The sequence below is a fragment of the Amycolatopsis sp. NPDC004378 genome (assembly GCF_053602455.1).
In genome coordinates this window covers 38586-59173 of sequence record NZ_JBSGDR010000017.1, presented here as the reverse complement: position 1 = coordinate 59173, position 20588 = coordinate 38586, and the positions used below count along the sequence as shown (strand labels likewise).

Annotated in this window: 24 protein-coding genes and 1 pseudogene; 18 read left to right on the top strand and 7 right to left on the bottom strand. The window is 72.8% G+C overall.

Going from position 1 to position 20588, the window contains the following annotated elements:
* Positions 1-25 precede the first annotated feature (25 nt).
* The 3 genes from ACWEN0_RS36245 to ACWEN0_RS36235 all read right to left on the bottom strand — a co-directional run bounded on the left by ACWEN0_RS36245 (position 26) and on the right by ACWEN0_RS36235 (position 1244).
* On the bottom strand, positions 26-214 hold the full coding sequence (locus tag ACWEN0_RS36245) for a hypothetical protein (protein WP_451984005.1): 189 nt from the start codon (positions 212-214) through the stop codon (positions 26-28).
* On the bottom strand, positions 211-630 hold the full coding sequence (locus ACWEN0_RS36240; RefSeq protein ID WP_451984003.1) for a hypothetical protein: 420 nt from the start codon (positions 628-630) through the stop codon (positions 211-213). Before ACWEN0_RS36240 ends, ACWEN0_RS36245 begins: the two co-directional genes overlap by 4 nt.
* 65 nt (positions 631-695) lie before the next feature.
* Positions 696-1244 carry a TetR/AcrR family transcriptional regulator gene (locus tag ACWEN0_RS36235; RefSeq protein WP_451984001.1) on the bottom strand — a complete coding sequence of 183 codons (549 nt, stop codon included), beginning with the start codon at positions 1242-1244 and terminating at the stop codon, positions 696-698.
* Positions 1245-1267: 23 nt separating this feature from the next.
* Here ACWEN0_RS36235 and ACWEN0_RS36230 point away from each other — a divergent pair, with 23 nt between their 5' ends.
* From ACWEN0_RS36230 to ACWEN0_RS36205, 6 genes are all read left to right on the top strand, one after another.
* The gene (locus tag ACWEN0_RS36230; protein ID WP_451983999.1) at positions 1268-1708 is read left to right on the top strand and encodes an SRPBCC family protein; all 441 of its coding nucleotides are present in this window, start codon (positions 1268-1270) and stop codon (positions 1706-1708) included.
* A 66-nt stretch (positions 1709-1774) separates the two neighbouring features.
* Positions 1775-2350, top strand: a complete 576-nt coding sequence (locus ACWEN0_RS36225; RefSeq protein ID WP_451984164.1) for a TetR/AcrR family transcriptional regulator — start codon at positions 1775-1777, stop codon at positions 2348-2350.
* A gap of 39 nt (positions 2351-2389) precedes the next feature.
* The gene (locus ACWEN0_RS36220) at positions 2390-2761 is read left to right on the top strand and encodes a winged helix-turn-helix transcriptional regulator (protein ID WP_451983997.1); all 372 of its coding nucleotides are present in this window, start codon (positions 2390-2392) and stop codon (positions 2759-2761) included.
* A gap of 42 nt (positions 2762-2803) precedes the next feature.
* Complete coding sequence (locus ACWEN0_RS36215; RefSeq protein WP_451983995.1) at positions 2804-3568, top strand: isocitrate lyase/PEP mutase family protein; 765 nt, start codon at positions 2804-2806, stop codon at positions 3566-3568.
* A 31-nt stretch (positions 3569-3599) separates the two neighbouring features.
* Positions 3600-4610: an aminotransferase class V-fold PLP-dependent enzyme gene (locus ACWEN0_RS36210; RefSeq protein ID WP_451983993.1), complete on the top strand. Its 1011-nt coding sequence runs from the start codon at positions 3600-3602 to the stop codon at positions 4608-4610.
* A gap of 112 nt (positions 4611-4722) precedes the next feature.
* Positions 4723-5319: a hypothetical protein gene (locus tag ACWEN0_RS36205; RefSeq protein ID WP_451984162.1), complete on the top strand. Its 597-nt coding sequence runs from the start codon at positions 4723-4725 to the stop codon at positions 5317-5319.
* A 6-nt stretch (positions 5320-5325) separates the two neighbouring features.
* Here the strand turns inward: ACWEN0_RS36205 and ACWEN0_RS36200 are convergent, their stop codons facing one another.
* Positions 5326-6258: a ferritin-like domain-containing protein gene (locus ACWEN0_RS36200; protein WP_451983991.1), complete on the bottom strand. Its 933-nt coding sequence runs from the start codon at positions 6256-6258 to the stop codon at positions 5326-5328.
* 109 nt (positions 6259-6367) lie between these two features.
* Here ACWEN0_RS36200 and rimP point away from each other — a divergent pair, with 109 nt between their 5' ends.
* The 7 genes from rimP (at position 6368) to ACWEN0_RS36165 (ending at position 13083) form a co-directional block, all read left to right on the top strand.
* On the top strand, positions 6368-6901 hold the full coding sequence (rimP, locus tag ACWEN0_RS36195; protein WP_451983989.1) for a ribosome maturation factor RimP: 534 nt from the start codon (positions 6368-6370) through the stop codon (positions 6899-6901).
* Entirely contained in the window at positions 6898-7944 is a 1047-nt protein-coding gene (gene nusA, locus ACWEN0_RS36190) for a transcription termination factor NusA (RefSeq protein ID WP_451983987.1), read from the top strand. Before rimP ends, nusA begins: the two co-directional genes overlap by 4 nt.
* Before the next feature lie 77 nt (positions 7945-8021).
* Positions 8022-8339 carry a YlxR family protein gene (locus ACWEN0_RS36185; RefSeq protein ID WP_451983985.1) on the top strand — a complete coding sequence of 106 codons (318 nt, stop codon included), beginning with the start codon at positions 8022-8024 and terminating at the stop codon, positions 8337-8339.
* Positions 8340-8417: 78 nt separating this feature from the next.
* The gene (gene infB / locus ACWEN0_RS36180) at positions 8418-11390 is read left to right on the top strand and encodes a translation initiation factor IF-2 (RefSeq protein WP_451983983.1); all 2973 of its coding nucleotides are present in this window, start codon (positions 8418-8420) and stop codon (positions 11388-11390) included.
* Positions 11391-11464: 74 nt separating this feature from the next.
* Positions 11465-11758: a DUF503 domain-containing protein gene (locus ACWEN0_RS36175; RefSeq protein ID WP_451983981.1), complete on the top strand. Its 294-nt coding sequence runs from the start codon at positions 11465-11467 to the stop codon at positions 11756-11758.
* A gap of 19 nt (positions 11759-11777) precedes the next feature.
* Positions 11778-12254: a 30S ribosome-binding factor RbfA gene (gene rbfA / locus ACWEN0_RS36170; protein WP_451983979.1), complete on the top strand. Its 477-nt coding sequence runs from the start codon at positions 11778-11780 to the stop codon at positions 12252-12254.
* Between the two features lie 4 nt (positions 12255-12258).
* Positions 12259-13083 (top strand): alpha/beta hydrolase, encoded by an 825-nt coding sequence (locus tag ACWEN0_RS36165; protein WP_451983977.1) that lies wholly within the window; start codon positions 12259-12261, stop codon positions 13081-13083.
* A gap of 199 nt (positions 13084-13282) precedes the next feature.
* Here the strand turns inward: ACWEN0_RS36165 and ACWEN0_RS36160 are convergent.
* A pseudogene (locus ACWEN0_RS36160) lies at positions 13283-13904 on the bottom strand (class I SAM-dependent methyltransferase).
* Positions 13901-14443: a TetR/AcrR family transcriptional regulator gene (locus ACWEN0_RS36155; RefSeq protein ID WP_451983975.1), complete on the bottom strand. Its 543-nt coding sequence runs from the start codon at positions 14441-14443 to the stop codon at positions 13901-13903. The pseudogene ACWEN0_RS36160 and the gene ACWEN0_RS36155 overlap by 4 nt, the downstream one beginning before the upstream one ends.
* Before the next feature lie 131 nt (positions 14444-14574).
* Here ACWEN0_RS36155 and ACWEN0_RS36150 point away from each other — a divergent pair, with 131 nt between their 5' ends.
* Positions 14575-14802, top strand: a complete 228-nt coding sequence (locus ACWEN0_RS36150) for a hypothetical protein (RefSeq protein WP_451983973.1) — start codon at positions 14575-14577, stop codon at positions 14800-14802.
* 44 nt (positions 14803-14846) lie between these two features.
* Entirely contained in the window at positions 14847-15947 is a 1101-nt protein-coding gene (locus tag ACWEN0_RS36145; protein ID WP_451983971.1) for an SPFH domain-containing protein, read from the top strand.
* Here ACWEN0_RS36145 and ACWEN0_RS36140 read toward each other — a convergent pair.
* Entirely contained in the window at positions 15944-16975 is a 1032-nt protein-coding gene (locus ACWEN0_RS36140; RefSeq protein WP_451983969.1) for a TRM11 family SAM-dependent methyltransferase, read from the bottom strand. The genes ACWEN0_RS36145 and ACWEN0_RS36140 overlap by 4 nt on opposite strands.
* A 25-nt stretch (positions 16976-17000) precedes the next feature.
* Here ACWEN0_RS36140 and ACWEN0_RS36135 point away from each other — a divergent pair, with 25 nt between their 5' ends.
* The 3 genes from ACWEN0_RS36135 to ACWEN0_RS36125 are packed head-to-tail and all read left to right on the top strand — an operon-like array spanning position 17001 to position 20473.
* Entirely contained in the window at positions 17001-17990 is a 990-nt protein-coding gene (locus ACWEN0_RS36135) for a DHH family phosphoesterase (RefSeq protein ID WP_451983967.1), read from the top strand.
* A gap of 13 nt (positions 17991-18003) precedes the next feature.
* A complete protein-coding gene (locus ACWEN0_RS36130; RefSeq protein ID WP_451984160.1) occupies positions 18004-19140 on the top strand; it encodes a cytochrome P450 family protein in 1137 nt (378 codons plus the stop codon).
* A gap of 13 nt (positions 19141-19153) precedes the next feature.
* Positions 19154-20473 (top strand): MATE family efflux transporter, encoded by a 1320-nt coding sequence (locus tag ACWEN0_RS36125; RefSeq protein WP_451984158.1) that lies wholly within the window; start codon positions 19154-19156, stop codon positions 20471-20473.
* The last annotated feature ends 115 nt before the right edge of the window (positions 20474-20588 follow it).

The window sequence follows — 20588 nt, the reverse complement described above, 5'->3', positions numbered from 1 at the left end:
CCGTCAGTGGGGAGACGCTAGCCGGTCAGGGCGAGCCATCGCTGTTCATGTCGGATTCGACGCCGTTGAGCGTCGACTCGATCCCGCTGAGCTCGGCCGACGCGGGCGCGCCGGTCTCGGACGGCGAGCCGACCAGGTTGTCGCGGCAGGCCGAGCAACCGAGCGCGATGAGCGCGGCCGCCCCGACCGCGGCCGCGATCCTCGCGGCCCTCACTTGGTCGGCGCCGGGGCGGCCGGCTTGCAGTGGGCGGTGGCGAACGCGTCGAGCTTCTGCTTCGCCGCGTTCAGCTCGCCGATCTTGCCCTGGCGCTTGGTGGCGCGGTCGTCGAGCTTCTTGGCGCGGTCCTCGTGGCCGGCGGCGCGCTGGTCCTGGGCGCGTGCCTTGAGGTTCGCGACCGACCCGGCCACCTCCGGGCCGCCGTTGATCCGCTTCTGCAGGTTCTCGGCGCGCTTCTCCAGCTTCGGCACCCAGTCGCCGCAGACCTGCTGCGACTCCTCGGGGCTGAGCGTGATCGGTGCGACCGGCGCCGGCGACGTGGTCTGGGCCGAGGCCAGCGGCGCCGCCACCAGCAGGCAGGCCGCGCTCCCGCAGCCCGCCAGCGCCAGCCGCGTCCAGGTGGTTCCTCGCATCGTGTCTCCCTTGTGTCGTGCTTGTGAGGAGAACTCTCGCGGGGCGGTGTTCGGAGGGCGTCCGCCTAGTGTTCGGGCTGTGTAAAGGCGTGCTCGAAGAGGGCCTGGAACCTGGCCATCGCCGCGTCGACGGCGGCCCGGTCCCCGGTCGTGACGAGGTCGAGCAGCAGCCCGCGCGTGACGGCGAGGCCGAGCCGGGCGTACGCGGGCCGGTCGGCTTCCGGGACGCCGAGCTCGGCCAGCAGTGCCTCGACCGGGCCGAGCCAGTCGTCGATCACGCCGTCGAGGAACTCCGTCGTGCCCGGGGTGCCGCCGAGGGCCTGGCCGTAGAGCTGGAAGAAGAGCTTCTCGTTCGCGCGCAGGTCGTCGTCGGTGAGCCGGCGCCAGAAGCCCGCCGGGTCCAGGTCGGCCAGCGCTGTCCGCTGCCGGGCCTCCACCTCGCGCGCGACCGCCGTGAGCAGGCCTTCCTTCGAGCCGAAGTGGTAGATCAGCATCCGGTGGCTGGTGCCCAGGTCGGTGGCCAGCGCGCGCAGGCTCCGGGCCGCGCCGCCGTGGTGGGCGATGCGGTCGATGGCCGCGTCCAGGAGCTTCCGGCGCGGGCTTGCGTCGATCATGTACCAAATGGTACACGTACCAAATGGTACAGAAGATTTCGGTGCGTGGCCGGACAGCCGCGCCCGCCGGCACCGTGTACGCCCTGCTCAGGGACGGCGCGAGCTGGCCGTCGTGGTCGCCGCTCGGCTCGTTCGAGCTGGTCAGAGAAGGGAAGGACGAGCCGGAAGGGCTGGGCGCGGTCCGCCTGTTCCGGACCGGCCGGACCCGCTCGTACGAGAAGATCGTCGCGCTGGAGCCGGGCCGCCGGTTCGGCTACGCGCTCGAACACGGCCTGCCGCTGCGGGACTACGTCGCCTACGTCGACCTTTCGCCGCTGGACGGCGGCACGGAGATCCACTGGCACTCGACGTTCACGGCGAAGATCCCCGGCACCGGCTGGTTCTACCGGCGCTTCCTCGGTGTGTTCATCAAGCGGGTGGTGGCCGGGCTGGTCGCCGCGACCGAGGCGCGCGTGGCCCCATAAAGTAGGCGCATGTCAGCGCCACGACGGGGATCGACCGGCCGCACCCAGGAGGAACGCAGCGCGGCGATGCGCGTCCGGCTGCTCGACGCGACGATCGACTGCCTCGTCGAGTACGGCTACGCGGGCACGACGACCACCCGCGTCGCCGACCGCGCCGGCGTCACGCGCGGCGCGCAGGTGCACCACTTCCCGACGAAGGCCGACCTGGTGACGTCCGCGATCCGGCACCTGGCCGAGAAGCGCACGCAGGTCGCGATGGCCGAGCTCGACCGCCTCCGCGCGTCGAGCGACCCCGTGGGCGACGCGCTGCAGCTGATGTGGGAGATGCACCAGGGGCCGGTGTTCTCGGCGACGGTCGAGCTGTGGGTGGCCGCCCGCACCGACCCGGAGCTGCGCGGGCAGATGGCGGTCGTCGAGCCGATCGCGACGTCCAGCCTGGTCGAGTTCGGCCGGGCCCTGCTGCCGGACCACGCGGAGCACCACGAGTTCCTGCACGCGGTGTACACGGCGATGGACGTCGTGCGCGGAATCCTCATCGCCAGCTGGGCCACGCGGGACCAGGACGAGCTGGAGGCGCGCTGGGAACGGGCCCGCCACCACCTGCGGATCCTGTTCACGGCCTTGATGGCCGCCACTGCCTGATCGGCGTGTTACTCTCCTGCGGAAAGTGAGGAGACGCGCGTGCTGACGAACCCGTACGACCGCAACTGCCCGACCCGCCAGCTGCTCGACCGCATCGGCGACCAGTGGACGGTGCTGATCGTCGGTGCCCTGAAGGACGGCCCGCTGCGCTTCACCGAGATCGGCCACCGCGTCGACGGCATCTCGCAGAAGGTCCTGACCCAGACGCTGCGCAGCCTGGTCCGCGACGGCATCCTCACGCGCACGGCGTACCCGGTGATCCCGCCGAAGGTCGAGTACGAGCTGACCTCGCTGGGCCGCAACCTGTCCGAGCCGTTGGACGTGCTGGACCAGTGGGCCCGCCGCCACATGACGGCGGTCCAGGAGGCCCGGGACGCCTACGACGCGGAGCACACCCCCGCGTCGGCGTGAGTTCGGCGCCCGCCGAAGCTTCGCCCGCCTAGGTTCGAGGGCATGGACGACTTCCGTGCCCTGCACGTCCCCGGCAACCCGCTGCTGCTGCCCAACGCCTGGGAGTTCGGCGTCGGGGCCTTCCTCGCCGCGCAAGGCTTCCGGGCCCTCGGCACCACCAGCCTCGGCGTGTCCGCCGCCGCGGGCGAACCGGACGGCGCGCCGTCGACGCGGGCCGCGACCGTCGCCCTCGCGAAGCGCCTGGCCCGGCTGGACGTGCTGGTCAGCGTGGACATCGCCGACGGCTTCAGCGCCGATCCCGCCGCCGTGGCCGACCTCGCCGCGGAACTCGCCGAAGCGGGTGCGGCCGGCGTCAACCTCGAAGACGGCCGCGCCGACGGCTCGCTCGCCCCGGTCGGCGTCCAGACCGCCCTCATCGAGGCCGTGAAGGACCGCGTCCCGGGCCTGTTCCTCAACGCCCGCACGGACACCCACTGGGCCGGCGACCGCTCGGCCGGGACGGCCGAGGCGCGGGTGAAGGCGTATGCGGCGGCGGGTGCGGACGGCGTCTTCGTGCCCGGGCTCGCCGAACCGGGCGACGTCGAGCGGATCGTCGCCGCCGGCCTGCCGGTCAACCTGCTGTTCCTGCCCGGCAAGGTCACCTTCGCCGGCTTGGCCGAGCTGGGGGTCGCCCGGGTCAGCCTGGGCTCGCTGCCGTACCGGATGGCGCTCGCCGCGGCGGCCGGGACCGCGCTGGCCGTCCGGGACGGCGGCGAGCTGCCGCTGAGCCCGCCCGGCTACGCCGACGTCACCGCGCTGCTGCCGTAACCGGGTTGCCGGGTCTGCTTGAGTCGGGGGCATGCGTGCCTTCGGAACCGACTTCGCCGTCCCGCCCGGCTACCTGAACACGCCGAGCATCGGCGTCCCGCCGGCGCCGGTGGCCGCCGCCGTGGCCGAGTCCGTCGAACGCTGGCGCACCGGCGCGACCCGGCCGGGGGAGTTCGACCCGTACGTCGACCGGGCGCGCGCCGGGTTCGCGCGGCTGCTCGGCGCCGAACCCGGGCGGGTCGCCATCGGCGCGTCGGTCTCGCAGCTGGTCGCCAACGTCGCCGCCGCGCTGCCGGCCGGCACCCGCGTGCTCGTCGCCGAAGGGGACTTCACCAGCGTGACGTTCCCGTTCGCGGCGCAGGACGTCACAGTGACCGAAGTGCCCCTCGAAGTGCTGCCGGAGCGGGTCGAGGGGCACGACGTCGTCGCGGTGAGCGTCGTCCAGTCCGCCGACGGCCGGATCGTCGACCTCCCCGCCCTGCGGGCCGCGGCCGGGGCGGCCGGGACGGCCGTGCTGCTGGACGCCACCCAGGCCGTCGGCTGGCTGCCCCTGGACGTCGCCTGGGCGGACTGGGTCGTCGCGGCGGGCTACAAGTGGCTGCTGTCGCCGCGTGGCTGCGCGTGGCTGTACGTGCGGCCCGACGCGGCCGGGCGCACCCGGCCGGTCGCGGCGAACTGGTACGCCGGGCAGGACCCGTGGGCGACCGTCTACGGCCTGCCGCTGCGCCTGGCCGGCGACGCCCGCGCGTTCGACCTCTCCCCGGTCTGGCTCGCCCAGGTCGGCGCGGCCGCGGCGCTCGAGTGGCTCGGCGGCCTCGACCTCGCGCAGGTCGCGGCGCACAACACCGGCCTGGCCGACCGGCTGCTCGAGAAGCTGGGCCTGCCGCCGCGCGGCACCGCGATCGTCTCGCTCGACGCCGAGCCCGAGCGGGTCGCGGCCGCGGGGATCGTGTCGAGCCTGCGCGGCGGCCGGGTGCGCGTCGGTTTCCACCTCTACAACACCGCTGACGACGTCGAACGCGTCTTACGCGCATTCGAGTGAACGGCCACGCGGGGGTGAACTACCGTATGGACCCGTGGTTGGTGCGCATTTCACCCCAGGCCCGTCCGACACGGCCCCGCTGGGCGCGGTGCCCCCGCAGCCCCGCCCGCCCGTGCCGGGACCGCCGGCGCGCGACACCCGGTCCCTGCTGCTCAGGGGCGCCGGGCTGGTCGCGATCGCCGTCGTGTCCGGGCTGCTGTGGTTCCTGATCCGGCACGACTCGACGCCGGACGAGCCGGTCGGCCAGCAGCCGGCCCAGAACTCCGGGCTGTACAAGTTCACGCTGGTCTCCGGGCCGGCGAAGTCCACCGACTGCGCCGCGAAGTCGTACGGCAAGACCAAGGACTTCTTCCAGGACAGCCCGTGCCAGTCGCTGACCCGCGCGCTCTACACGACCGAGTCGGGCGGCGCGAAGGCGCTGGTGTCCGTGGTGCTGGTCGGGATGCCGGACTCGTCGAAGGCGAAGGCGCTCAAGACGCTGACCGAGCAGGACAACACCGGCAACGTCTCCGACCTGGTCCGGGACAAGACGTACAAGGAGCCGGGCACGCCGAGCGTCAGCAGCGAAGACGCGGCGTTCGCCTCGAAGGTGGACGGCACGAACACGACGATCGTGCTGGCCGACTTCTACGCCAAGCACACGGACGCGGCCCTGCTCAAGAAGATCGCGGACGACGCCCTGCGCCTGTCCGCGGACTTCCACTCCTGAGGCACCTCAGCCCGCTTGCCCGGGCAGGGCGATGGCCACTGGCTTCTCGTCCGCCTCGGAGCGCCACGGCGTCCCGCGCCGCGAAGCCGCCACCAGGGCGTGCAGCGCCGTCGTGCGCAAGGCGCCGTCGTCGGTGTGGTTCACCACGGCCAGCCACGCGTTCGCACAGTCGGCCTCGGCGGTCGCGACCACCAGGGCCGCCGACTTCGCGTCGGTCACCGGCTTCTTCGGCACGTACGCCGCTTCCGGCGCGACCGGCGTCGCCCCGGCCGCCGACAGCATCGTCTGCAGCAGGTCGCGGCGGACCGCGTGCTCCGCGGCGCCGGCCTTTTCGGCGTCCCCGAAGTCGCCCGGCAGGAACGCGCTGACCAGGCCGTACACCCAGACGGCGGCGTGCTCGGCGGCGAGGGCCGTCTGCAGCGGGTCGACCGTCTCCGCGGGCACGGCACCCGAGGGCGCGGCGGGGGCCGGCGCGTCTTCGCCCGGTCCCAGCGCCGGGGCCGTGCGCTGCAGCGCCGCGCAACCGGCCGCCACCGCCGCGACCAGGCCGGCGCGGTAGCGCGGCAGCCCGCCGACGAGGTCTTCGGCCTGCTTGCGCGCGGTCGCCAGCCGCTCCTTCAGCTCGCCCAGCGCGGCCGGGGCCGGGGGCGTCGCGGACGCCGGCGGCTTCGGGCGGTTCAGCCGGTCCACTTCGGACTTCAGGGCGGCCGCGTGGGCCGCGCGCGCGTCGGCGAGCTGGCCGGCGACGTCGGCGTTCTCGCCCTTGGCCAGTGCCCGCGCGGCGGCGGCGTCCGCCTCGGCGGCGGCCAGCAGGGGCTGCAGCGGGTCGGGGCTCTCGTCGTAGCCGGGCCCGCAGGCGGCCAGGGGGACGGCCAGCACGGCCAGGGCCCCGGCGCGGAGGGCGGCTCGACGGGTCAGGTCGGTCGGTCTCGCGGTCACGTCGGCCCATCCTGCCAGGCCCCGGGGTGGCCCCGCCGCTCGCGCGGGGTGACCGGGCGACCGGATAAGCTGGTCCACCACCGACCCGCGCAACCTAGGAGAGCCCCACGTGCCAGGAGAACTCGCCAGCCGGCTTCAGCCGATAGTGGCCGAAGCCGTCACCGCCGCGGGTTTCGACCTCGACTCGTTCGAGGTGCAGCAGGCCGGCCGGCGCCAGCTGGTCAAGGTCGTCGTCGACGCCGACGACGGGGTCGGGCTGGACGAGGTCGCCGAGGTCAGCCGCAAGGTCTCGGCCGCACTCGACGAAAACGAGCACGTGCTCGCGAGCGCGTACACGCTGGAGGTCACCTCGCCGGGTCTCGACCGCCCGCTGACCCAGCCGCGGCACTGGCGGCGCGCGCGGTTCCGCCTGGTGAAGATCACCCCGGCGGAGGGCGCGCCGTTCGTCGGCCGGGTCGGTCACGCGGGCGAAGCCGCCGCCCGCGTCCTCGAAGGCGGCAAGGTCCGCGACGTCCGCTACGCCGACGTGGCGAAGGCGGTCGTGGAGATCGAGTTCAAGCAGCCGCCCGCCGAGGACCTGAAACTGCTCGAAGACGACGCGTCCGGCATGATCGCGGCCGAGACGGAGAAGGGGTCGAAGTGAACGTCGACATCGCCGCGCTGCGGGCGATCGAACGGGACAAGGACATCCCCTTCGAAACGGTGATCGAGGCCATCGAGACGGCCCTGCTCACCGCGTACAAGCACACCGAGGGCCACGAGCCGCACGCCCGCATCGACATCGACCGCAAGACGGGCCTGGTGCGCGTGCTCGCGCACACGCTGACCCACGACGGCCAGGTCGACGAGGAGTGGGACGACACCCCCGAGGGCTTCGGCCGGATCGCCGCCACCACCGCGCGCCAGGTCATCCTGCAGCGGCTGCGCGACGCCGAGCACGAGAAGACCTTCGGCGAGTTCTCCACCAAGGAGGGCGAGATCGTCGCCGGCGTGATCCAGCGCGACGCCCGCGCCAACGCCCGCGGCATGGTCGTGGTCCAGGTGGGGGACACCGAGGGTGTCCTCCCGTCCGCCGAGCAGGTGGCGGGGGAGTCCTACGAGCACGGCAGCCGGATCAAGGCGTACGTGGTCACCGTCTCGCGCGGCAACCGCGGCCCGCAGATCACGCTCTCGCGCTCGCACCCCAACCTGGTGCGCAAGCTGTTCGCGCTGGAGGTCCCGGAGATCGCCGACGGGACCGTCGAGATCGCCGCCGTCGCGCGCGAGCCCGGGCACCGCACGAAGATCGCGGTCAAGTCCACCGTGCCGGGCGTCAACGCCAAGGGCGCCTGCATCGGCCCGGTCGGGGCGCGCGTGCGCAACGTGATGAGCGAGCTGGCCGGCGAGAAGATCGACATCATCGACTACTCCGAGGACCCGGCCCGGTTCGTGGGGAATGCCCTGTCCCCGGCGAAGGTTGTTTCGGTACGAGTCGTGGACGAGCGGGCGAAGACCGCCCGCGTCGTGGTGCCGGACTTCCAGCTGTCGCTGGCGATCGGCAAGGAGGGCCAGAACGCCCGCCTCGCCGCCCGCCTGACCGGCTGGCGGATCGACATCCGCAGCGACGCCGCGCCGGCGGACGACGAGGGTGATCAAGACCACGCCAGTCCGTCGCGGCCCGCCGCGACAACCGGTTCGGCTGAGTGAAGGTCGAAGCGCTAGACTCAGGAGTGGTTCGAAGCCCGCGGCGGGTAGCCGAGCACCAGCCCCACCGGAATTCCCCGGTGCGGACTTGTGTCGGCTGCAAGCGGCGGGCATTGATCGGTGAGCTGCTGCGCGTGGTCGCGGTGGCCGGGCGGGTGGTCGTCGACGAACGTCGGCGGCTGCCGGGCCGGGGGGCTTGGCTGCACCCCGACCCGGACTGCCTGGCCAAGGCCGAACGGCGGAGAGCCTTCCCGAGAGCCCTGCGGGCTCCGGGAGCGCTGGACGCCCGCGAGGTCCGCGAGCACGTCGAGCGCACCACCCCGCACCACGACCCCGGGACGTCCCCGGGGTCGCGAGGAATCAAGGAAGCAGGTCGACCCGTCATGAGTCAGCCGTGAAGCTGAAGCCATGAGCGTCAGACAATAAGGACGAGGTCAGCGGGTTCTCCGCCTGGCCTCCCCTAGATGAGGAGAGTTGTGCCAGGCAAGGCCCGCGTACACGAGCTCGCGAAGGAGCTCGGCATCACCAGCAAGGACGTTCTCGCGAAGTTGAAGGAACAGGGCGAGTTCGTCAAGTCCGCGTCGTCCACGGTCGAGGCGCCCGTCGCCCGCCGTCTGCGCGACGCGTATGCGCCCAAGGGCGCGAAGAAGCCCACCCCCGGCCCCTCGGCGCGCCCCGGCCCGCCGGCCGCGAAGCCCGCCGCCCCGAAGCCCCCCGCACCTGCCCAGCAGGCGCCGGCGGCCCAGGCGGCGCCCGCTCCGGCTCCGGCCGCACCCCAGCAGCAGGCGCCCGCGGCGTCGAAGCCGGCCACCCCGGGGCAGCGCCCCGGTCCCCGGCCTGGCCCGCGTCAGCAGCCCGCCGCGCCCGCACCCCAGCAGCAGGTCCCGGCCGCCAAGGCCGAAACGCCTGCCGCGCCCAAGCAGGACACCCCGGCCGCGCCCGCCCAGGGCGGCAACACCGGCTCGGTCGTCCCGCCGAAGCCGCAGGGCCCCAAGCCCGGCGGTCCCAAGCCCGGTCCGCGCGCGCCGCGGGTCGGCAACAACCCGTTCGGCGTCGGCTCCGGCTCGCCGGCCCCGCGTCCCCCGGCCCGTCCCGGCCCCGGTCAGGGCGGCGACAGCCGGCCGCCGCGGCCCGGTGGCGGTCAGGGCGGCGGTGACCGTCCGGCCCCGCGGCCCGGCGGTGGCGCCGGTGGCAACCGGCCGAGCCCGGGCAACATGCCCCCGCGCCCGAACCCCGGCATGATGCCGGGCCGCACGCAGCGTCCCGCCGGTCCCGGCGGCGGCGGTCGTGGTGGCCCCGGTGGCGGTGCCCGTGGCGGGCCCGGTGGCGGCGGTCGTCCCGGTGGCGGCGGCGGTTTCCGCGGCGGTCCCGGTGGCGGTGGCGGCGGCGGTGGCTTCCGCGGCGGCCCCGGTGGCGGCGGCGGTGGCGGCGGTTTCCGTCCCGGCGGTGGCACGGGTGCCCCGGCCGGTGGCGGCGGCTTCCGCGGTGGCGGCGGCGGTCGCGGCGGCCCCGGTGGCCGTGGCGGTACCGCGGGTGCCTTCGGGCGCCCGGGTGGTCCCTCGCGCAAGGGCCGCAAGTCGAAGCGGCAGAAGCGCCAGGAGTACATGGACAACATGCAGGCGCCCAGCGTCGGCGGCGTCCGCCTGCCCAAGGGCAGTGGCGAGACGATCCGGCTGCCGCGGGGTGCTTCGCTGACCGACTTCGCCGAGAAGATCGACGCCAACCCGGCTTCGCTGGTGCAGGTGCTCTTCCACCTCGGCGAGATGGTCACCGCGACGCAGTCCGTGTCGGACGACATCCTCGAGCTGCTCGGCGGCGAAATGAACTACAACGTTCAGGTCGTCTCGCCGGAGGAAGAGGACCGCGAGCTGCTGGAGACCTTCGACATCACCTACGGTGAGGACGAGGGTGGCGAGGAGGACCTGCAGGTCCGGCCGCCGGTCGTGACCATCATGGGTCACGTCGACCACGGTAAGACCCGCCTGCTCGACACGATCCGGAAGACGAAGGTCCGCGAGAGCGAGGCCGGCGGCATCACGCAGCACATCGGTGCGTACCAGATCGAGACCGAGCTCGAGGGCAACCCGCGGCTGATCACCTTCATCGACACCCCGGGTCACGAGGCGTTCACCGCCATGCGTGCCCGTGGTGCGAACTCGACCGACATCGCGGTGATCGTGGTGGCGGCCGACGACGGTGTGATGCCGCAGACGGTCGAGGCGATCAACCACGCGCAGGCCGCCAAGGCCCCGATCGTGGTCGCGATCAACAAGATCGACAAGGAAGGCGCGAACCCGGACAAGATCCGGCAGCAGCTGACCGAGTACGGCCTGATCGCCGAGGAGTACGGCGGCGACACGATGTTCGTCGAGATCTCCGCGCGGCAGAACATCAACATCGACGGCCTGCTCGAAGCGATCCTGCTGACCGCCGACGCCGCTCTGGACCTCCGGGCCAACCCGGACATGGAGGCCCAGGGTGTCGCGATCGAGGCGCACCTCGACCGCGGCCGCGGCCCGGTGGCCACCGTCCTGGTCCAGCGCGGCACGCTGCGCGTCGGCGACTCGGTCGTGGCGGGTGACGCCTACGGCCGCGTCCGCCGGATGGTCGACGAGCACAACGTCGACGTGACCGAGGCGCTGCCGTCGCGTCCCGTCCAGGTCATCGGGTTCACCTCGGTGCCGGGCGCGGGCGACACCTTCCTGGTGGTCGACGAGGACCGCGTCGCCCGGCAGATCGCCGAGCGCCGGTCGGCTCGCACGCGGAACGCGCTCAACGCGTCGCGCCGCAAGCGGGTCAGCCTCGAGGACCTCGACTCCGCCTTGAAGGAGACGAACAGCCTCAACCTGATCATCAAGGGTGACAACTCGGGTACGGTCGAGGCCCTCGAAGCCTCGCTGCTCCAGCTGGACGTCGGCGACGAGGTCGAGCTGAACGTGGTCCACCGCGGTGTCGGTGGCGTGACCGAGTCGGACATCGACCTGGCGACCGCGTCCGACGCGATCGTCCTCGGGTTCAACGTCCGGGCCCAGGGCAAGGCGACCGAGCGGGCCACCCGCGAGGGCGTCGACGTCAGGTACTACACGGTCATCTACCAGGCGATCGACGAGATCGAGCAGGCCCTCAAGGGCATGCTCAAGCCGGAGTACGAAGAGGTCGAGCTGGGCCGCGCGGAGGTCCGCGAGGTCTTCAAGTCCTCCAAGATCGGCACGATCGCGGGTTGCCTGGTCATGTCCGGCGAGATCCGGCGCAACGCCCGGGCGCGTCTGCTCCGCGACGGCACCGTCGTGGCGGAGAACCTGCCGATCAGCTCGCTGCGGCGGTTCAAGGACGACGTGGTCGAGGTCCGCGAGGGCTACGAGTGCGGTCTGACGCTCGGTTCGTACAGCGACATCAAGGTCGACGACCAGATCGAGACGTACGAGCAGCGCGAGAAGCCGCGCGCCTGATGTTCGGGGCCGGGTGCGTGCGGGAAGTCCCGCACGCACCCGGCGCTTCCCTACTACACCAAACCCACTTGCCTATGTTCGTCGGAGCTCTCGAGCTCGACATCCTGCTCGGCGACGTCCATTCGCTGAAGCAGAAGCGGTCCGTGGTCCGTCCGGTGCTGGCCGAGGTGCGCAAGCGCTTCGCCGTGTCGGTGGCCGAGGCCGGGCACAGCGATCTGCACCGCCGGACCCTCATCGGGGTGGCCGTGGTCGCCGAAGGTGGCGAGCACGTCCGGGACGTGCTCGACTCGTGTGAGCGGTACGTGGCGAGCAGGCCGGAGTTCGAACTCCTGTCCGCCCGCCGCCGGCTGCTCGGTCCAGAAGATTAGCGCTTTCTAGGAGAACGACATGGCTGATCCTGCTCGGGCTCGCAAGCTCGCCAAGCGGATCTCGCAGATCGTGGCGTCCGCGATCGAACACGAGGTCAAGGACCCGCGGCTGGACCACGTGACCATCACGGACACGAAGGTCACCGGCGACCTGCACGACGCGACCGTCTACTACACGGTGCTCGGCGAGAAGCTGGACTCCGTCCCGGACTTCGCCGGGGCGGCCGCCGCGCTCGAATCGGCGCGCGGCGTGCTGCGCACCAAGGTCGGGCAGGGCACCGGCGTCCGCTACACGCCGACGCTGACGTTCGTCGCCGACACGATCCCCGAAGAGTCGAAGCGGATCGAAGACCTCCTCGCCAAGGCCCGCGAGGCCGACGCGGAGGTCGCGCGGCGCTCGGCCGGCGCCCAGCACGCGGGCGACGCCGACCCGTACAAGGCGCCTCGCGAGGAGGCGGACGACGACGAGTTCGCGGAGGAGGAGAGCCGGGGCTGACCCCGTGCTCTCCCGCCGCGGCCTGCTCGCCGGCAGCGCTCTGACGCTGCTGGCGGGTTGCTCGCCGGCGCCGTCCGGCCCGCCACCCGGGCCGCCCGCGGTGCCGGAGCCGACCCGCCCGTCGGCCCTGCACGACCCGGTGACGGTCCAGCGCATGAAGTCCGTCGCCCGCGGTACCGACGTCGACCTGGTGCTGATCACGCCCGAAGGTGTCCCGGCAGCGGGGCTGCCGGTGTGCCTGGCCCTGCACGGCCGCGGCGCGCGAGCCCGCACGTTCCTGTCGCTGGACGTCCCTTCGGCGTTGACGCAGGTGGTGCGCGCGGGCACCCCGCCGTTCGCGGTGGCGGCGCTGGACGGCGACCACTACTGGGTCGACACCGGCTCCGGCGACGACCCCCAGCGCATGCTCACCGAAGAGGTCCCGGGCTGGCTGACGGCCCGCGACCTGCGCCCGGCATCGGCGGCGTTCGGCATCTCGATGGGCGGCTTCGGCGCGTTGCGCTTCGCCCGCGCGCACCCGGACCTGAAGGCGGTCGCGACGGCGAGCGCGGCGCTGTTCGTCAGCTGGCCGGATGCCCGCAGCCGCAAGGTGTTCTCGGGCGAGGACAACTGGCGTGCCGAGGAACCGTTGCTGCACACCGGAGACCTGCACCCGGCCGGCCTGGGCGTGTGGTGCGGCGAGTCGGACCCGTTCGTGGGCGCGGACCGGAAGCTCGCGAAGACGGTGAACCCGGCGGTGGCCCGGTTTTCTCCGGGAAAGCACGAAGACGCGTACTGGCGGGCGATCCTGCCGGAGGTCCTGAAGTTCGTCGGGCAGCGGTTGTGGTGACGCACCCGCCATCCGGCCTGACCAAGGCCGTCCGGACCGACGAGGACTTCCCGGTGGCACCTGGAAGGGCACTCGTTCGACCTCCGGCTGCGGGCTCGCGCGTTCCGGCAGTACCTGCGCACGCCGCCGTGGCACGGGTCCCCCAGGTGCTCACGCTCACCGAGCGCGGCGGGATCAGCTTCGCCGAGCGGTCGTTCGCCTAGTCCGGCACCGACGCGAACAGGATCGCTTGCGACACTTCCCTTTCCGGGTCGAGTGCCCACTCCGCTTCGATCCGGGAACCCGGCGTCCCGCACCCGCTTCGCGAGCCACCACGGCTGGCGGAGGTGGACGTTCACGCGCATCGGGTGGCCGTAGCCCTGCGTCTTCAGGCGCGTGCCCACCCCGACGTGGTAGCCGATCACCAGGTGGCCGCCCGGGCGCAGGACGCGGCGGAAGTGCCGGAGCGTCGCCGGGACGTCGTCGTCCGGGACGTGGATCAGAGACCAGAACGCCAGTACCCCCGCGACCGACGCGTCCGGGAGCGGCAGGTCCGTCATCGAGCCCACCTCGAACCGCAGCTCCGGGTGCGTCTGGCGGGCCAGGTCGATCATCGCCGGGGAAAGGTCGACGCCGAGCGCCTCGACACCCAGGGAAGCCAGGTGGGCCGTGAAGTGGCCGGGGCCGCAGCCGACGTCCGCGATCGGGCCGTCGACCTGGCCGGCCAGCACCGTCATGGCCGCCTTCATGTGCGGTTGCGACGACAGGGCGTCCGCCGCGAACTCCGCGTAGCTCGAAGCCACCGTGTCGTACGACGTGCGGGTGTCCGCGAGCCAGGTCATCGGACGCGCAGCCCGTCGAGGACGATGCCGAGCGCGCGCCGCCAGTCCGGGGTCGCCGTCGCCGCGGCGAACACGATCGCCAGGTCCTCGCCGCGGAAGTCCGGCCGGAGCACCCCGGCCTCCTGCGCGCGCGAGACGATCCGGTCGATCCGGGAAGCGTTGGCCTGCTTGGCTTTCTCCAGTCCCGACGAAGGCTCGAACGCCCGCGAGCACACCTCGGTGAACCCGCGGTCGGTGACCTGCATGCGGACCGAACGCTCGAGGAAGAGCACGAAGCCGTCCCATGGGTCCTCGCGCTCGAGAGCCTCGTCGACGATCGCCCGCGCCTCTTCCAGCGTCGGCAGGAACGCCGCCTCGACCAGGTCCGCCCGCGTCGAGAACCGGTTGTACAGCGTGCCGATCGCGACCTCGGCCCGGCGAGCGATCTCGTCGAGCGGGGCGTCGACGCCCTTGGCGCCGAAGACCTCCCGCGCGGCCGCGACGAGCGCCTCCCGGTTGCGCCGGGCGTCGGCGCGCAGGGGGCGTTGCTCGACGGTCACGCTCCGGAGTATAGCCGTCCGGTTGCCTCCTGATCGGAACCTCACAGTGCCCGCCGCCCGCGGCCGGCGGGAGCACAATGGTGCCAGCGGGGGGAACCCGCACCGAGACGGCCATCGAGGGAGGTCGGCGCATGCACTCCGACCTGTCCCCGGCCGGCCGCACCGGAGTCCTCCTCGTCGGCACCCGCGGGCAGCGGGGCCCCGGGGAGGTGCTGATCAGGATCCGGGGTGGCTTGGAAACCTTCCTGGCCTGGTCCGACACGGAGCTGCCGAAGGGCACGACCGTCCTGGTCGTGGACACCCGGGGCCGGCGCACGGTCGACGTCGTGGCGTGGGACGCCTCGGACCCATCTGAATAAGGACAGCGATGTTCGGATATCGCGTTCCCGCCCCCAACGAAGCCATGCTCATCTCGGGGGGCAAGCACAGCAAGGGGACGTCGCCGTTCCGGGTCGTCACCGGTCACGGCGCGTTCGTCATGCCGGTGTTCCGGAAAGTCCGGTTCCTGACGCTTTCCATGAACGAAGCCGAAGTGACCGAAGTGTGCGTCACGAAACAGGCCATCGCGCTGACCGTGCGGGCGGTGATCGCGTTCAAGGTCGGCAACGACACCGAGAGCATCGTCAACGCCGGCCAGCGGTTCCTCTCCGACCAGGACCAGATGTCCGTGCTGACCGGCCGGATCTTCGCCGGGCACCTGCGCTCGATCATCGGGTCGATGACCGTCGAGGAGATCATCACCGAGCGGCAGAAGCTCGCGACCGAGGTGCTGGACGGCTCGGCGGTCGAAATGGCGAAGATCGGGCTCACCGTCGACGCGCTGCAGATCCAGTCGATCGACGACATGAAGCTCGGCTACATCGCCGCCATGGCCGCGCCGCACAACGCCGCCATCCAGCGGGACGCCCAGATCGCGCAGGCCGTGGCGAACCAGACCGCGGCGGAGGCCGAGCAGAAGTCCCAGCGGACGCAGGCGGAGTACGCGCGGCAGACGTCGATCGTGCAGGCGCAGTACCGCGCCGAAGTCGAGGCGGCGCAGGCCGAGGCCGCCCAGGCCGGGCCGCTCGCGCAGGCCAAGGCGCAGCAGGAGGTCATCGACGCGCGCACCGAACTGGCGCAGCGCGAGGCCGAGCTGCGCCAGCAGCAGCTGGTCGCCGAAGTCATCAAGCCCGCCGACGCGGAGGCCGAGCGGATCCGCATCCTCGCGCTGGCCGAGGCGGAGCGGATGCGCGTGCAGGCGGAGGCGGCAGCGTCGAACAACCGGGTCGCGCTCGACCGGATGCTCATCGACCAGCTGCCGCAGATCGTCAAGGAGGCCGGGCGCGGGCTGTCCGGGGCGCACGTCAACATCCTCAATGGCGCCGACGGCCTCGGGGAGATGGCCGCGGGGCTCGTCGGGCAGGGACTGTCCATTCTGGACTTGGTGAAGCGCGGCCTGGGCACGCCGCCGGCCCCCGCGCCGGAAACGAACGGTCAGGCGCCCGCAGAGCTGACGGAGCGCTAGGAAGCGGGCTTCACCGCGACGACCAGGTCACGCAGGATGGCCTGGTCCACCCGGTGGGTGAACTCCGCCCACGGGCCGCCCTCGCGGACGTCGAGCCCGGCCTTCCGGAGGATCTCGACGAGGTCCTCGCGCGGCAGCACGGTGGTGTTCCAGGAGATGCCGAGCGCGCCGCCGGGCCGCAGCACGCGGGTCCACACGGGAACGGCCGCAGCGAGCAGGTCCCGCGGGCTGCGCTGCAGGCCGGCTTCGCGGTGGCTGCCGTGCTGCACGCCGTACGGCGCGTCGGTGACGATCACGTCGCAGGAGTTCGCCCGCAGCACCTCGTCCGTGGTCAGCGTGTCGGCCTGGAAGTACGTCAGCTTGCGCGTGTCGCCCGCTTTGTAGTCCTCCTTGCTCAGCGCGTACTCGATGTCGAGCCGCCGGCCGAGCCGGACCTTGTTGCGCCGCAGCTGGCCCGACTCGGCGGTGTGCTTGACGCGCTTGGTCCGCAGCCACGTCTTGATGAACGCCTCGTAGGCCTCGAAGTCCTTGGCGTCGACGTCCAGGCCGGTGGCGTGCAGGCCGTACATCATCGCCTGGTTGAGCGTGGTGCCGCGGCCGCACAGCGGGTCGAGCAGGTACTGCGGCTTGCCCGGGAACGGGTCCGCGGTCGCCAGCAGGGTGACGTTCAGCAGGAGCTTCGTGAACGACTCGTTGGTCTTGCCCGGGTACTTCTGGATGGTCAGCAGGTCCGAGTCGGCCTTCGCCAGCGGCGTCACGGTGACCGGGCGCAGGACGCCGTCACCGAGCTCGAACAGCGCGTACAGCGCGGACAAATTGGACAGCAGCGCGAGGTCGCGCTCGCCCAGCGGCGCCGAACTGGTGAAGCGCACGTAGCCGACGCCGCCGAGCTCGACCTCCTCGATCCCGGACAGCTCGGCCGGCATCGCCGTGCCGAACACCGCCAGCTCGGCGCACAGCAGCGCGGGCGAGGAGGCGGCGTAGACCCGATTGGCGGACGGGTGGACCAGGATCACGTACTCAGGCATCCCGCAGAGCGTAGCGTGACGCACCGTGACCTCTACTTTGGCGCAGGACATCCGCGACGCGGCCGCGCTGCTCGCGTCGGCCACCGACGTGACGGTGCTCGGCCACGTCCGCCCCGACGCGGACGCCCTGGGCAGCGCGCTCGCCCTCGGCCGGGCTTTGCGCCGGCGCGGCGCCCGCGTCCGCGTCTCCTTCGGCGAGCCCGACGAGGCCCCGGAGACGCTGCGGTGGCTCGACGAGGACGGTCTGCTGACCCACCCCGACGACCTGCCGGACAGCGAGGCGCTGCTGGTCTGCGTCGACACGCCGGTGCCGAAGCGGCTGGGGCGGCTCGCCGGGCGCGTCGAGCTGGCCGGGCAGGTGCTGGTGATCGACCACCACGCGACGAACACGTACTACGGCGGCTGCAACGTGGTCGACGAGAGCGCCGAGGCCAGCGCGATCCTGGTGTTCCGGATCCTGGACGCGATGGGCGTCGAGCTGGACGAGCCCATCGCGCGCGGGATCTACGCGGGGATCGTCACCGACACGAGCGGGTTCCGCCGGGCGAGCCCGGAGACGCACCGGATGGCGGCGCGACTGCTGGAAGCGGGCGTGGACCCCGAGCTGGTGGTGCGGCGGATCGTCGACGAGCGGCCGTTCTCGTGGCTGCCGATGCTGTCGTCGGTGCTGAGCGAGGCCGAGCTGGAGCCTGAAGCCGCGCAGGGCCGGGGTTTCGTGCACGCGGTGGTCCGCGTCGACGCGGCGCGCACGGTGCGCGGCGAAGAGGTCGAGTCGGTGATCGACGTCGTCCGCTCGGTGCGCGAAGCGGCGGTCGCGGCGGTGCTCAAACAGGACGTGACGAACCCGGCGCAGTGGCAGATCTCGTTGCGCAGCATCGGGATCGACGTCTCGGCGGTGGCCGCCGAGTTCGGCGGCGGCGGGCACCGGCAGGCCGCGGGCTGCACGATTCCGGGCACCGCCGAGGAGGTCCTGGCGGGCCTGCGCGAGGCCTTGGAGCGCGCGCCCCTGCTCTAGGCTGGGCCGGGTGATGGTGCGGTTCGACGAGGAGTTTCTGAAGGACCCGGTGTGCGCGTACGCGCGGCTGCGCGCGGAAGGCCCGGTGCACCGGGCGGAGGCGCCGGACGGTTCGCCGGTCTGGCTGGTCACCGGCTACGACGACGTCCGCGCGGGCCTGGCCGACCCGCGGCTGTCGCTGGACAAGGCGCACTCGGCCACCGGCTACCGCGGGCTCTCGCTGCCGCCGGCGCTGGACAGGAACCTGCTCAACCTGGACCCGCCCGAGCACACCCGGCTGCGGCGGATCCTCGGCCGCGCGTTCACCCCGCGCCGGGTCGAGGCCCTGCGGCCGGCGGTCGAGGGGATCGCGGCGTCCCTGGCCGACGCGGTCACCGGTGCGGACCTGCTGGCCGAGTTCTGCGTGCCGCTGCCCATCCGGGTGATCTGCGAGCTGCTCGGCGTCCCGCCCGCCGACGTCACGCTGTTCCGCGAGTGGACGGACGCGGTTCTGGTGCCGACCGACGCCGAGCGGGCGCGCTCGGCGATGGGCTCGCTGTACGCGTTCCTGACGTCCCTGGTGGAGGCGAAGCGCGAGTCGCCTTCCGACGACCTGCTGAGCGTCGTCGCGGACTCGCTGAGCGCCGAGGAGATGCTGAGCGCGGCCTTCCTGCTGCTGCTCGCCGGGTACGAGAACGTGGTGCACGTGCTGGGCAACGGCCTGGCGGAGCTGCTGTCGGCCCGGCTCACGTCGTCCACTGTGGACGAGCTGGTCCGGTACGCGTCGCCGCTGCAGCTGGCGATCCGCCGGTTCCCGGTCGTCGACGTCGAGATCGGCGGCACGACCGTGCCGGCGGGGGAGACGGTGATGCTGGCGGTGGCCTCGGCCCACCGCGACGCGTCGGTGTTCCCCGATGCCGACGTCTTCGACCCGTCCCGCGCCGAGAACCCGCACGTCGGGTTCGGGTTCGGGCCGCACTACTGCCTCGGCGCGCCGCTGGCCCGGCTCGAGCTGGAGGTGGGGCTCTCGGCGTTGTTCTCGCGGTACCCGGACATGGCCCTGGCCGTGCCGTACGCGGAGCTGGAGTGGCGGTCGGCGTTCCGGAGCCGGTCGCTGCGGGCCCTGCCCGTGCGCTTCCCGCGGTCCGGAACTGTCGGGGGTGCCGGTTAGAGTCCGGTTCGTGGTGAATGTGGAGGAACGGGAGCGCGTCCCGGCCAAGCGCGTGCTGGGGCTGGCCGTGCCCGCGCTCGGGGTGCTGGCCGCCGAGCCGTTGTACGTGCTGGTCGACACCGCGGTGGTCGGCCACCTCGACGCGCTGTCGCTCGCCGGCCTCGCGCTCGGCGGGGTCGTGCTGGCGCAGGTCTCGGGGCAGCTGACGTTCCTGTCGTACGGCACGACGTCGCGCACCGCGCGGCTCCACGGCGCCGGCCGCCGGGCCGACGCCGTGCGCGAAGGCCTGCAGGCGACGTGGCTGGCCCTGCTGGTCGGGCTGTTCGTGCTGGTCGCCGGGCAGCTGCTGGCCTGGCCGGTCGCGCGGGCGCTGTCGGGCAGCGACGAGATCGCGACCGCGGCCGTGTCGTGGCTGCGGATCGCGTTGTTCGGCGCGCCGCTGATCCTGGTCACCATGGCCGGCAACGGCTGGATGCGCGGGGTGCAGGACGCCGCGAAGCCGTTGCGGTACGTGCTGGCGGGCAACGGCATCTCGGCCGTGCTGTGCCCGGCGCTGGTCTACTGGGCCGGGCTCGGGCTGGAGGGCTCGGCGATCGCAAACGTCGTCGCGCAGGTGATCTCGGCTTCGCTGTTCATCGCCGCGCTGGTGCGCGAGAAGGTCGGGCTGCGGCCGGACTTCAAGGTGATGCGCGCCCAGCTCGGCCTCGGCCGCGACCTGGTGCTGCGCAGCCTGGCGTTCCAGGCGTGCTTCGTCTCGGCGGCGGCCGTCGCGGCCCGGACGTCGACGGAGGCGGTCGGCGCGCACCAGGTGGTGCTGCAGCTGTGGACGTTCCTGGCCCTGGTGCTGGACTCGGTGGCGATCGCCGCGCAGTCCCTGGTCGGCTCGGCCCTGGGGGCCAACTCGGCGCGGCAGGCGCGCGGGGTCGCGGCGCAGATCACCGGGTACGGGCTGCTGCTGGGGTGCTTCCTGTGCGTGCTGTTCGCGGCGCTGTCGTGGGTGCTGCCGCACGCGTTCACGTCCGATCCGGGCGTGCTGGCGGAGATCCCGCACGCGTGGTGGTTCTTCGTGGCCCTCCAGCCGATCGCGGGGGTGGTCTTCGCGCTGGACGGCGTCCTGCTCGGCGCGGGCGACGCGGCCTTCCTCCGCAACGCGACCCTCGGCAGCGCGGCACTGGGCTTCCTGCCGCTGATCTGGGCGTCCCTGGGCTTCGGCTGGGGCCTGACGGGCATCTGGACCGGGCTTTCGCTGTTCATGGTCCTGCGCCTGGCGTTCGTCCTGGCCCGCTGGCGCTCGGGAAACTGGGCCGTGACGGGCGCGATCCGCCCCACCTGACCGTGCGCCAACAGGCATCACGCGTGGCCAGAGAGGCATCACGCGTGATCAGGCGGGCATCACCGTGATGCCTCTCCAATCACACGTGATGCCCGTTCAATCACGTGTGATGCCT